General features: G+C 30.9%; 14 protein-coding genes. All 14 read left to right on the forward strand.

The annotated features are described in order from the left end of the window. Position 1: 1 nt before the first annotated feature. The 14 genes from LQ688_RS02400 to LQ688_RS02465 all read left to right on the forward strand — a co-directional run bounded on the left by LQ688_RS02400 (position 2) and on the right by LQ688_RS02465 (position 12899). Positions 2–745: a lysophospholipid acyltransferase family protein gene (locus LQ688_RS02400; protein WP_017000171.1), complete on the forward strand. Its 744-nt coding sequence runs from the start codon at positions 2–4 to the stop codon at positions 743–745. Next, the gene (locus LQ688_RS02405) at positions 738–1580 is read left to right on the forward strand and encodes a DegV family protein (RefSeq protein WP_064205159.1); all 843 of its coding nucleotides are present in this window, start codon (positions 738–740) and stop codon (positions 1578–1580) included. The genes LQ688_RS02400 and LQ688_RS02405 overlap by 8 nt, the downstream gene beginning before the upstream one ends. After that, positions 1570–2136, forward strand: a complete 567-nt coding sequence (locus tag LQ688_RS02410) for a DUF2140 family protein (RefSeq protein ID WP_064205158.1) — start codon at positions 1570–1572, stop codon at positions 2134–2136. The genes LQ688_RS02405 and LQ688_RS02410 overlap by 11 nt, the downstream gene beginning before the upstream one ends. Before the next feature lie 21 nt (positions 2137–2157). Then, on the forward strand, positions 2158–2676 hold the full coding sequence (msrA, locus tag LQ688_RS02415) for a peptide-methionine (S)-S-oxide reductase MsrA (protein ID WP_064205157.1): 519 nt from the start codon (positions 2158–2160) through the stop codon (positions 2674–2676). 1 nt (position 2677) lies between these two features. Beyond that, on the forward strand, positions 2678–3103 hold the full coding sequence (msrB, locus tag LQ688_RS02420) for a peptide-methionine (R)-S-oxide reductase MsrB (protein WP_017000175.1): 426 nt from the start codon (positions 2678–2680) through the stop codon (positions 3101–3103). Positions 3104–3120: 17 nt separating this feature from the next. Further along, positions 3121–3624 carry a PTS sugar transporter subunit IIA gene (locus LQ688_RS02425; RefSeq protein WP_017000176.1) on the forward strand — a complete coding sequence of 168 codons (504 nt, stop codon included), beginning with the start codon at positions 3121–3123 and terminating at the stop codon, positions 3622–3624. Next, positions 3625–3846, forward strand: a complete 222-nt coding sequence (locus LQ688_RS02430) for a YozE family protein (protein WP_017000177.1) — start codon at positions 3625–3627, stop codon at positions 3844–3846. 95 nt (positions 3847–3941) lie between these two features. Continuing rightward, positions 3942–5369 carry a S41 family peptidase gene (locus LQ688_RS02435; protein ID WP_135020242.1) on the forward strand — a complete coding sequence of 476 codons (1428 nt, stop codon included), beginning with the start codon at positions 3942–3944 and terminating at the stop codon, positions 5367–5369. A gap of 14 nt (positions 5370–5383) precedes the next feature. Next, on the forward strand, positions 5384–5887 hold the full coding sequence (locus tag LQ688_RS02440; RefSeq protein ID WP_239725083.1) for a GNAT family N-acetyltransferase: 504 nt from the start codon (positions 5384–5386) through the stop codon (positions 5885–5887). A gap of 13 nt (positions 5888–5900) precedes the next feature. Then, entirely contained in the window at positions 5901–6968 is a 1068-nt protein-coding gene (locus LQ688_RS02445) for an undecaprenyldiphospho-muramoylpentapeptide beta-N-acetylglucosaminyltransferase (RefSeq protein ID WP_239725084.1), read from the forward strand. A 15-nt stretch (positions 6969–6983) separates the two neighbouring features. After that, positions 6984–7610, forward strand: a complete 627-nt coding sequence (locus LQ688_RS02450; RefSeq protein WP_017000181.1) for a phosphatase PAP2 family protein — start codon at positions 6984–6986, stop codon at positions 7608–7610. A gap of 349 nt (positions 7611–7959) precedes the next feature. Further along, a complete protein-coding gene (locus LQ688_RS02455) occupies positions 7960–8634 on the forward strand; it encodes a response regulator transcription factor (RefSeq protein WP_017000182.1) in 675 nt (224 codons plus the stop codon). Beyond that, positions 8631–10007, forward strand: a complete 1377-nt coding sequence (locus tag LQ688_RS02460; RefSeq protein WP_017000183.1) for a HAMP domain-containing sensor histidine kinase — start codon at positions 8631–8633, stop codon at positions 10005–10007. The genes LQ688_RS02455 and LQ688_RS02460 overlap by 4 nt, the downstream gene beginning before the upstream one ends. A gap of 105 nt (positions 10008–10112) precedes the next feature. Then, the gene (locus LQ688_RS02465; protein WP_064205153.1) at positions 10113–12899 is read left to right on the forward strand and encodes a 2-oxoglutarate dehydrogenase E1 component; all 2787 of its coding nucleotides are present in this window, start codon (positions 10113–10115) and stop codon (positions 12897–12899) included. Positions 12900–12908: the final 9 nt, after the last annotated feature.

Consider the following 12908-nt stretch of genomic DNA (forward strand, 5'->3'; position numbering starts at 1 on the left):
TATGTTAAGAATGGCTAGAACAGTTGGTTGTATTATCGGTTATGCTGCACTTGTATCAACTCAATTACCTAAACTTAAAGAAAAGAAAAACCAAATAGACGATATTAGAAGTCAAGATGAAATGACATTTCTATACGCACAGAGATGGTCTCAAAAAATATTAAAATCTGCAGGCGTAAAGGTACATTTATCTGGTCGTACAGAACCTCTAGATGACCCAGTGCTTTATGTATCGAATCATGAAGGTAATTTTGATATCCCCGTTTTGATTAATCAATTACCACAACCTTTTGGTTTTATTTCAAAAAAAGAAGTTGAAAAAATCCCTTTTTTAAAACCATGGATGGAAGAATTAAATTGTATTTACTTAGATCGTTCTAATCGACGAGCAAGTTTACAAATGATTAAAGATGGTATTAAAAAATTAAAAGAAAAACATTCTTTATTGATTTTTCCTCAAGGTAGTAGAAGTAAAGGCCAAGAGATGCAAGAGTTCAAGGCTGGTTCATTGAAATTAGCTAAATCTGCTCAAGTTAAAATTGTGCCAATAGCAATATACGGTACATCTCAAATAATGGAGAAATATCAATCAAGAAAAATGGTGCCTGGTGATGTCTATGTACATATACTAGACCCTATTGACCCATCAATATTTGAAGATAAAACGATGCAGGAAGTTAGTCACTTTGTTCAAAATCAAATTAGCCTTTCTGTTCAATCGTTAAAGGAGAAAAGCAATGAATAAAATTAAATTAGTTATTGATTCAACTACGGATTTACCAAAAGATTATTTAGAAGAACACGATATTAGTGTTGTACCTTTAAATATAGTAATTGACGGTGTTACTTACGAAGACCAAACAGAAATCAGTTCTGAAGAGTTCTTATTGAAAATGAGAGAAGCTGAAAACTTACCTAAAACGAGCCAACCAGCAATAGGTAAGTTAGTTGAAACTTACGATAAATTAGGAGAAGACGGTTCAGAAGTCATCAGCATTCATATGACATCTGAATTATCTGGTACTTTTAGCGCAGCTCAACAAGCTAGCCAAATGACAGAAACAAAAGTTACTGTTATCGATAGTAAATTCATTTCTTTAGCATATGGATTTCAAGTAGAAGAGATTGTTAAATTAATTAGCGAAGGCTATTCATCAGAAGAAATTGTTAAAGAACATGAAAATATGAAATCTAACATGCGTTTATTTGTTGTTATCGGTAATATAGATAATTTAGTTAAAGGTGGAAGAATAGGTAAAGCTAAAGCTTTATTAGGTTCATTGATGAACATTAAACCTATTGGCGAACTCATTAATGGAAAGATAGAAATGATTCATAATGCTCGCACTCAAAACGCTGTCGTTAAATTTTTACTTAAAGAGTTAGATGTATTCTTAGAAACTAAAGAAATCATCAAAGTCGGTATAGCTGATGCAAATGCAGAAGATTTGGTGAATAAATTAATGAATTCAATTAAAGAAAAAAAAGATATTCATAACTTTGATACAGCAATTACGACACCAGTTGTTTCTACACATACAGGTGAAGGTGCTATAGGCGTGTTTTATTATGGAAAATAAAAATTGGATGAATAATCGCTTTTGGTTTTATGCTTTTACTATTCTTATTGTTCTAATACTTATAGCGATTATTTATGTGTTCACTTCAATAACTGATTCATCTAAACCTGTAAATGAATCAAATGAACAGACGTCCAAAGATTTCACTGTTTCTTTTAATAATGCAGAATTACAATCTCTTATGAATGCGACTTTAAAAGATTATGACATCGAAACAGAAATAACGGAGAATGACTTAATTTTTAATACGACGACTCAAGTTTTAAATAGGGATATTAACATTAAGTTAGATACAATACCTACAAAAGTAAATAAAGATACTATTAAATTTAAAATACAATCAATAGATATTGGTAAATTAAATATTTCAAATCCTTTTGTATTATCTCAAATTAAAAAGTATAGTGATTTACCAGAATATATAAATATTGATCCAAAAGAAGAAACTATATATTTATCTTTAGATAAGATAGATATCGATAATGTTGACGCAATCCAAATTCAAACGTTAGATATTTCGGCAAAAAAATGGTATTTTGATATTAAGTTAAAGTAAATCAACAAGGGAGGCGCAACAATGGCATATGCAACTTTAGCGGGTGGATGTTTTTGGTGTTTAGTTAAACCATTCAACGAATACCCTGGCATTAAAGAAGTGACTTCTGGTTATAGCGGTGGTCATGTTGAAAATCCTACTTATGAAGAGGTATGTACAAATCAAACTGGACATGTTGAAGCTGTTCAAATTGAATATGATGAGAATATAACTGATTTCGAAGCTATTCTTGATATATATTTCAAAACTTTTGATCCTACTGATAATAAAGGGCAATTCTTCGATAGAGGAGAGAGTTATGAACCTGTAATTTTCTATCATGATGAAAATCAAAAGAAAGTAGCTTTAAATAAAATAGACGAACTAAATGAAAGACAAATTTTTGATAAACCCGTAATTACACCAGTGAAACCTTATAAGAATTTCTATCCAGCCGAAGAACATCATCAAGATTATTATTTGAAGAACCCGGCTCATTATCAAGGTTATCAACAAGGTTCTGGTCGTAAAGCTTTTATAGAAAAACATTGGGGGAATTAAAGTGTTAAAAAAATCAAAAGACGAATTAAATGAAATGGAATACCTTGTAACACAACAAGATGGTACTGAACCACCTTTTCAAAATGAATATTGGAATCATTTTGATAAAGGTATATATGTAGATAAGTTATCCGGAAAACCATTGTTTACATCTGAAGAAAAATTTGAATCAGATTGCGGTTGGCCTAGCTTTTCTAAAGCGTTAAATGACGAAGAAGTTATTGAGCTAGTGGATAAAACACATGGCATGGTTAGAACTGAAGTACGCTCAGAAGATTCTAACAGTCATTTAGGTCACGTGTTCAACGATGGACCTAAAGAAGCTGGTGGATTAAGATATTGCATCAATTCTGCAGCAGTTCAATTTATCCCGTATGAAAAGTTAGAAGAATTAGGATACGGAGATTTAGTACATCATTTTAAATAACAGGGGAGACGATTAACATGTTTAAAAAATTATTTGGCGGTAACAAGACAAAAGACGTAAATGTAGAAGTATTTGCACCAATTTCAGGTGAGTATGTAGCAATAGAAGATATACCTGATCCGGTATTCGCTCAAAAAATGATGGGTGAAGGGTTTGGTATCAAACCTGCAGAAGGTATTGTAGTAGCTCCTTTTGACGGTGAAGTTGTTAATGTATTCAAACCTTCAAACCACGCTGTAGGTGTTAAAGCAGCAAATGGACTTGAAGTTTTAGTTCACGTTGGATTAGAAACAGTTCAACTAGGTGGAGAAGGATTTGAGGCACTTGTAAATACTGGTGATAAAGTTACAAAAGGACAAGAATTATTAAAATTTGATATCGATACGATCGATTCAAAAGTAAAATCTACTATCAGCCCAGTTATTATTACTAATACTGATGATGCTGAAGAAATTAATATCGAATCTTTAACTAGTCTTCAAAAAGGCGAAACTAAAGCAATAGATGTGAAAATGAAATAAATGAAACAGTATTCATTTTATCAATACGCACTAACAAAACGTAATGAAAACAGCGAAATGGGAAAATTAGCAGACTTAATTTTTCAAGATTTATCTTTTCCGAAGTTTTCAAATGATTATCATACACTCTCAGACTATTTAGAAACAGAAGTAATGTTTACTCAACCAATGAGCGTATTTGATGATTTATACGAATCGTATGAAGAATGGTTAAAGTTCTAAAAGTTTACACTTTGGTGTTTTGAGCACCAAAGTGTTTTTATTTGATTGGATAAACTGTTAAAATAAATTATATTTGACAAGAAAGTTGTGAGATCATGAAATTATCAAATGACAAAAATGATAAGCAAATAACAATGCCACTGTATAAATTACTCATACTTTTATTTATAACAGTATTTTTAACATCTGTTGTTACATTTGCTTCATATAAATTCGGCTTAAATTATGGCAACGATAAACAAAAGAACATTAATAAAATTGAAAAAGTATATGAACAAATTGAAGGTGATTATTATAAGGATGTTGATGAGGATAAGTTGACTAAAGGTGCAATTGATGGAATGGTCAAATCTTTAAATGATCCGTACAGTGAATACATATCTGCTGAAGATACTGAAAGTTATAATCAAGAAATTTCTGGAGACTTTGTAGGTATAGGTGCAGAGATGGAATCTCATAATAATTATGTACGTATTACAAGCCCTATGAAAGATTCTCCTGCTGAAAAAGCTGGAGTTAAGTCATTAGATGTTATCACTAAAGTTAATAACAAATCTATTAAGAATAAATCGTTGAATGAAATTGTTAACCAAGTAAGAGGTAAAAAAGGCACAACAGTTACACTCACAATCAAAAGAGAAGGTAAAGAACCTTTTGATGTAGAAATTAAACGAGATAAAATACATGTTACGAGTGTAGATTATAAGAAAAAAGATGATACTGGTATCATTTCTATTTCTAAATTCCAGGAAAAGACAACAGAAGAACTTAAATCAGCTATTAAAAAAGCTAAAAAAGACAATGTTAAACATGTCGTATTAGATTTAAGAAACAATCCTGGTGGTCTTTTAGATGAAGTAATCACGAGTGTTAACCTTTTCGTTGATAAAGGCAAACCAGTCATTTATCTAGAGACAAAAGGAGACAAACCTGAAGCAGTAAAAACTGAAAAAGATAAAATGTCAGGTATCGATGATATGGATTATTCAGTATTAGTAAATAAAGGTTCAGCTAGTGCTTCTGAAATATTCGCCGGGGCATTACAAGATTATAAAATTGCTGATGTAGTTGGAACGACAACGTTCGGTAAAGGCATTGGACAAAGTCATCAATCATTTGATGATTCATCTATATTAAAATATACAAATATGAGATGGTTGACGCCAAATAAATCTTATATTCATAAAAAAGGAATTAAACCTAATAAAGAAATCAAGGCACCTAAATATGAAGAAATTGAAATTATAAGTCCTAAAAAATCATTCCAAAACGGTGATAAAGCAAAAGAAGTGAAATCAATTAAGATTGGGCTAGATGCGTTAGGGTATAATGTAAGCAATGAAAATGAAAACTATGATAGTGAATTAGAAAGCGCAGTTAAAAGTTTCCAACAAGATCATAATCTTAACGATGATGGTATATTTACAGATAAAACAACAGAAAAATTTATTGACTTAATGCGCAATAAAATTCAAAAAGAAGACATTCAACTAGATGATACGATTAAATACATTCATCAATAAGTGAGGGATCAACAATGAGAAAAGCAACACATTCAGATATAGAAATCATTAATGAACTAACAAATATGGCAAAATCCATCATGAAGTCAGATGATAATCCACAATGGGATGAAGCATATCCTTTAGAAAAAGATTTTTATACCGATATAGAAAATGGTCATTTATATTTGTATGAGTTAAATAATGAAGTGGTAGGTTATGTTTGTATCAACCAATCACAAGCAGATTGGTATAAGCAATTTAACTGGCCTGTACCAATTGATAATGCTGTAGTCATTCACAGAATGGCTACTAACCCAGATTTTAAAGGTGTAGCCGATAAAATGATGCAATTTGCTATTGACGTAGCTAACAAAAATAATGTAAAAGTTATATTGACTGATACATTCTCAAAAAACAAACGTGCTCAAAATTTATTCAGTAGATTTGATTTTAGATTTATTGGAGAACATGAATCGAACGAATTTCCATTTGATAAAAACGCACCATTTTATGCGTATTATAAATTGATAGATTAGAAGGAGATTTAAAATGAAAAAAATAGCATTTACAGGTGGCGGAACAATTGGACACGTCGCTGTTAACTTAGCACTCATTCCAGAAGCTGAACAACGTGGCATCGAAACTGTTTATATCGGTTCAAAGAATGGTATTGAAAAAGATATGATAACTGATTCAGCAAAAACTACTAAATATATTTCGATATCTAGTGGTAAATTGCGAAGATATTTATCATTTGAAAACTTAAAAGATGTATTCAAAGTATTAAAAGGTGTATTAGATGCTCGCAAAGCATTAAAAAAAGAAAAACCAGATCTAGTATTCTCTAAAGGTGGTTTCGTAAGTGTGCCGGTAATCATCGCCGCGAAATCATTAAAAATACCAACTATTATTCATGAATCTGACGTAACACCAGGTTTAGCTAATAAAATATCAATGAAGTTTGCTAATAAAATGTATACAACATTTGAAGAAACATTAAAATACGTTCCTAAAGAAAAATCAGATTTCATTGGAGCAATTATTAGAGAAGACTTAAGAGATGGTAAGAAAGAAGAAGGATACAAAATAACGGGATTTAATGATAAATTACCTGTTCTATTGGTTATGGGTGGTAGTTTAGGCTCTAAAATATTAAACGAAGCTGTTCGTGACAATTTAGATTACTTAACTAAAAAATATCAAATTATACATTTAACAGGTAAAGGTCATAAAGATGAAAGCATTCAAAATGATCACTATGTTCAATACGAATTTGTCTCATCAGAACTTATGCATTTTTACGCTATTTCTGACACAGTAATCAGTCGAGCAGGAGCAAATGCTATTTATGAGTTTGCAACTTTAAAAATACCTATGTTGCTAATTCCTTTAGGATTAGACCAATCTCGTGGTGACCAAATTGATAATGCTAAAATTTTCGAAAAAAATGGTTATGCTAAAGTTATACAAGAAAAAGAAGTGAATCAAAATACATTAGTTAGAAATTTAGATCAACTTGAAAATGAACGTGAAACGTTGATTGAAAATATGTCTAAATTTAAAGAAAGTTATACAAAAGAATCATTATTCAACAAAATTGAATCTGATATTCAATAATATTGGAGGTATTATATGAGCCAAGCTAATCGAACGTTATTAATACTAATATTTAGCCTGATTTTCGGGGTTATAGCTTTCTTTCATGAATCACGTTTAGGAAAGTGGATAGACAACGAAGTTTATAACTTTATATATTCTACAGAAAGTTTTATTACAACTTCTATTATGCTTGGTTTCACTAAAGTTGGAGAAGTATGGGCAATGATTGCTTTATCACTGTTAATTATTTGTTATCTTAAATTAAAAAGATTAAATATCGAAACATTATTTTTTGCATTAACAATGATTCTATCAGGTACTTTAAATCCACTATTGAAAAATGTTTTCGATAGAGAACGTCCAACATTACTGAGATTAATTGATATTTCAGGATTTAGTTTTCCGAGTGGACATGCAATGGGTTCAACAGCATTTTTCGGCTCGATTATGTACATTGTTTTTAGAGCTTCAAAACGTTCAATGAAACCTTATTTAACAGGAATATGTGTCATTTTTATATTAATGATATCTACTTCTAGAGTTTATTTAGGAGTCCATTATCCAACTGATATTATCGCAGGTATTATTGGAGGTATTGTTTGTATTCTTTTAGCTCAATTAATGCTTAAAAATAAATTAGATATTAAAAAAACATCCTAGTGATTTGGACAGAATCACTAGGACGTTTTACTTTTATGGGCATAAAAGGGGGTTATAGAAAATGTTCAATCCATACTTAGAGGGGGAACTCTTTTATTTGATTGAGAATCATTTTCAATTACTATTATAACTAATTGAGAATGAATGTCAATTAGTTTTTTAAATTTTTACTATTTTAAATGATAAAATAGTTTTGCTCATATATAATGAGCATGTGAAACTTGAAAATGTTATCTTTTACTAGAGGGGGAACTCTTTCATTGATAATCATTTTCAATTACTATTATAACTAACTGAGAACGATTGTCAATTATAAAGTGAAAAAAATTAAAAAATTTGAGGTGTCATCATGAAAAAGATACTCATCATTGAAGATGAACAAAATTTAGCAAGGTTTATAGAATTAGAATTAAAACATGAAGATTATGAAGTAGAGATATGTTATGACGGTGAGAGCGGTCTAAATCAAGCTTTAACTGACGATTATGATTGTATACTATTGGACTTAATGTTGCCTAAAATGAACGGTCTAGAAGTATGTAGACGTATACGTCGAGAAAAAAATACGCCTATCATTATGATTACTGCTAAAGGTGACACTTATGATAAAGTTATCGGTTTAGATTATGGTGCTGATGACTACATAGTTAAACCTTTTGATATTGAAGAATTGTTAGCTAGAATCCGAGTTATTATACGTAGAAATGTAACATTAGAATCTGACACTAGTACTATTGAAATTAATGATATTAAAATCGATAAAAATGCTTTTTCTGTTTATATAGGTGGAGAATCAGTTGATTTAACTAAAACAGAGTATGAATTATTATTATTGCTCGCTGAAAATCAAAATTATGTATTACAGAGAGAACAAATTTTAAATCATGTTTGGGGCTACGAGTCAGAAGTGGAAACAAATGTAGTAGATGTTTACATACGTTATTTAAGAAATAAATTGAAACCGTTCAAAAAGGAAAACATCATCGAAACGGTTAGAGGAGTGGGGTACGTGATACGTTCATGAAACAACAATCTTTAAAGACAAAATGGATGATGCTTACAACCACGATTACATTTATCATTTTCGCATTGTTTAGTATGTTTATCATTTATTTTATTAGCTTATATTTAAAGGACCAAGAAACTGGAACTGCAACGAGAAGCGCGCAAGATACCGTTAATTTGCTTCAATCTAAGACATTAGGACAAATTACTTCAACTGATATAAACGCGACGATAACAGACAATCAAAAAATGATACTTTTTGATAAATTTGGTAAGCCTATGTTTGAAGAAACACATAATGACAAATTGAAATATACTCCTGAATTTAAACGTGTTAAATCAGTAGAAATATATGAAATGCATGTCGATAACAAATCTTATTTAGTCGTTTATAGTCCAATTAATACAAGCTACTTTAATGGTTATGAAGCAATCGTTCATCCTTTAGATAGCTATGACGCCATTATTAAATTCATGATTATTTTAGCCAGTATATTTGGATTAACTGCTTTATTCCTTATCGCAATAATAAGTTATATTTTCTCATCACAAATTACGAAACCAATTACGATACTTTCAGATAAGATGAAACAAATTCGTCGAGATGGTTTCCAAGAAAAATTAGAAGTACCAACTAATTATGAAGAAACAGACGATATGATCCAAACATTCAATAACATGATGGAACAGCTAGAAGTTTCATTTGATCAACAAAAACAATTTGTGGAAGATGCTTCTCATGAATTAAGAACACCATTACAGATTATTCAAGGGCATTTGAACTTAATTCAAAGATGGGGAAAAAACAACCCAGAAGTATTGGAAGAATCATTGGATATTTCCATTGAAGAAATGGAAAGAATTACGAAATTAGTGGAAGAATTATTATTACTATCTAAAGATTCAAGAACAAGCGCAAGTGATGATAATGATATCGTGGATATTAATTATGAAATACAATCACGAATCAAATCATTACGTAAATTACACCCTGACTATTCTTTTGCTTTTAAATCTAATTATGACGCGATCAGAATGAATATTAATCGATTCCATTTTGAACAAATGTTACTTATTTTTATGGATAATGCCATGAAATATGACAAAAAGAATAAAAATATCGAAATACAAACAAATTTAAAAAATAGAACCATCACAATTGATATAATTGACCACGGAATGGGTATACCTAAAAAAGACCTAGAATTTATTTTTGATCGCTTCTATAGAGTCGATAAATCACGTTCAAGAAAAGAAGGTGGAAATGGCTTAGGATTATCTATTGCTAAGAAATTAGTCAACTCGTATGACGGTATTGTGAAAGTTGATAGTGTAGTCGATGAATATACTAAAATATCAGTAATTTTCAAGGATACTTTCATCAATAAGTAAAATAGGAAATAAACTGCCATAAATGGTAAATTAGCCTTTAATATAAATCGGTTAAGTGCTAAAATGGGAATGTAAACGGTTTATAATTTTCTTGGAGGGTGGAACATGAAGAATGATAATCATGTCGAAGCACCTGTAAGATTTGGAACTAACTTAGGGTTAATGTTAGAAATGTATGATAATTACGTTAATGATCCGGAGTCAGTCCCAGAAGACTTGCAAGTGTTATTCGATGAAATAACGAGTAATAATACAGGCACTGGCCAAAAAATAGGTACAGGGGTGGACAATTCAAGTGTTAAACGTGTTATGCGTTTAATAGACAATATCAGACAATATGGACATTTAACTGCTGATATCTATCCAGTATACCGTCCAGAAAGAAAAAATGTACCTAAGCTAACACATCAAGACTTTGGGCTATCTAAAGAAACATTAGAAAAATTACCAGCTGGTATAGTATCTGACCATTTTGATGGTGAATTTGATAATGCATATGAAGCAATAGAATATATGACTTCATGTTACCAAGGTCCTATAGCTTTTGAGTATACACACATTAATAATAATGAAGAACGTGTATGGCTTAAGAGATATATAGAATCAACAAACACTATTGAAATATCTAAAGATGAAAAAATTGAATTACTTAAAAGCTTAGCAGAAGTTGAAGGCTTTGAAAAATATATTCATAAAAACTTTGTAGGTGCAAAGCGTTTCTCAATTGAGGGCGTTGATACTTTAGTACCTATGTTACAACGTATCTTAAAGCGTACAAATGCTGCTAAAATTCCAAACATTCAAATTGGGATGGCACATAGAGGTAGATTAAACGTTTTAACACATGTACTAGAAAAACCTTATGAAATGATGATTTCAGAATTTATGCATAAAAATCCTTTAATCTTTTTACCTAAAGATGGATCATTAGAAATCACAGCAGGTTGGACTGGAGATGTAAAATATCATCTTGGTGGAACAAAAACGACAAGCAAATATGGAATAGAACAAACTATAACTTTAGCAAACAACCCAAGTCACTTAGAAATCGTTTCTCCTGTCGTATTAGGTAAGACGCGTTCTAACCAAGATACAACAGCTGATCCTGGTAGACCAAGCCAAGATTTAAATAAATCACTAGCTGTATTAATTCATGGAGATGCTGCGTTCCCTGGACAAGGTATTAACTTTGAAGCCATGAACTTAAGCAATTTAGATGGATATACAACAGGTGGTTCATTACACATTATTACAAACAACAGAATTGGTTTTACAACAGAAGCTGAAGATGGACGTTCAACTACTTATTCTACTGATGTTGCAAAAGGTTATGACTTACCAATTATCCATGTTAACGCTGATGACGTAGAAGCAACTGTTAAAGCTATTGAAATGGCTATGGACTTTAGAGAAAGATTTAATAAAGATTTTGTCATAGATTTAGTTGGTTATAGACGTTATGGACATAACGAGATGGATGAACCTTCAATCACGAATCCAATGATGTACAAAGCTATTAAAGAACATCCTTCAATCGAATTAAAATATGGGCAAGAATTAGTAGATCAAGGTTTAATTACTAAAGAAGAAATGAATGAAATCTTTGATGATGTTACTAAAAGACTAAGAACAGCTCACGATAAAATTGATAAAGATGCTGAAATGGATAATCCAGAAATGACAATGCCTGATAAGATTAGCCAAGGGCAAGATTATGAAATAACAAATGCGAGCTATGATGATTTGAAAGCTATAAATGATGCTATGTTTGACTATCCTGAAGACTTTACAGTATTTAAAAAGCTTAATAAAGTCTTAGATAGAAGACGTGAACCTTTCGAAAAAGATGGTCTTGTGGATTGGGCTCATGCAGAACAATTAGCATTTGCAACAATTTTACAAAATGGTACGCCAATTCGTTTAACAGGACAAGACTCTGAACGCGGAACATTCGCTCAAAGACATGCTGTTTTACATGATGAAAAAGATGGAAAACTATTTGTTCCTTTACATCATGTTCCAAATGGTAAAGCATCATTTGATATATATAATTCTCCATTATCAGAAGCAGCTGTTGTTGGGTTCGAATATGGTTATAACGTAGATAATCCAGAATCATTTAATATTTGGGAAGCACAATATGGTGACTTTGCGAATATGGCACAAATGATTTTTGATAACTTCATGGCTAACAGCAATGCTAAATGGGGAGAGAAAAGTGGTTTAGCGTTATTCTTACCACATAGTAACGAAGGACAAGGTCCAGAACACTCTTCAGCGAGATTAGAGCGCTTCTTACAATTAGCTGGTGAAAATAATATGACAATTGCTAATTTAACTAGTTCTTCAAACTATTATCATTTGTTAAGAAGACACGCTAAATATTTAAACACTGATAAGATGAGACCGTTAGTATTAATGTCACCAAAAAGTTTACTAAGAAACAAAACTGTTTCTAGACCAATTGATGAATTTACTACAGGTCAATTCGAACCTATTTTAGTTGAACCGTACAAAAAAACTAAAATTAAAAAAGTGATTATCGCTTCAGGAAAAATGTTCATTGATTTAAAAGCTGAATTAGAAAAAAATCCTAACGATGAGCTTTGTTTAATTGCATTAGAACAACTTTATCCATTCCCTAAAGAAGAGATAAAAAATGTTCTTTCAGAATTTAGAAACTTAGAAACTGTAGGCTGGGCACAAGAAGAAGCTAAAAACCAAGGTGCTTGGAGCTTTGTGAGCTTACAATTGCAAAGTATTCTAAAAGATAGAAATGTTAACCTAGAATATCACGGACGTAAAGTTCGTTCTGCAACTGCAGAAGGTGATGCAGAAATTTATAAACTTATACAAAGTAAAGTTATCGAAGAAGCTTTAAAACATAATTAGGGGGAAATA

Source organism: Mammaliicoccus sp. J-M40, assembly GCF_022386395.1.
Taxonomy (GTDB): Bacteria; Bacillota; Bacilli; order Staphylococcales; family Staphylococcaceae; genus Mammaliicoccus; species Mammaliicoccus lentus.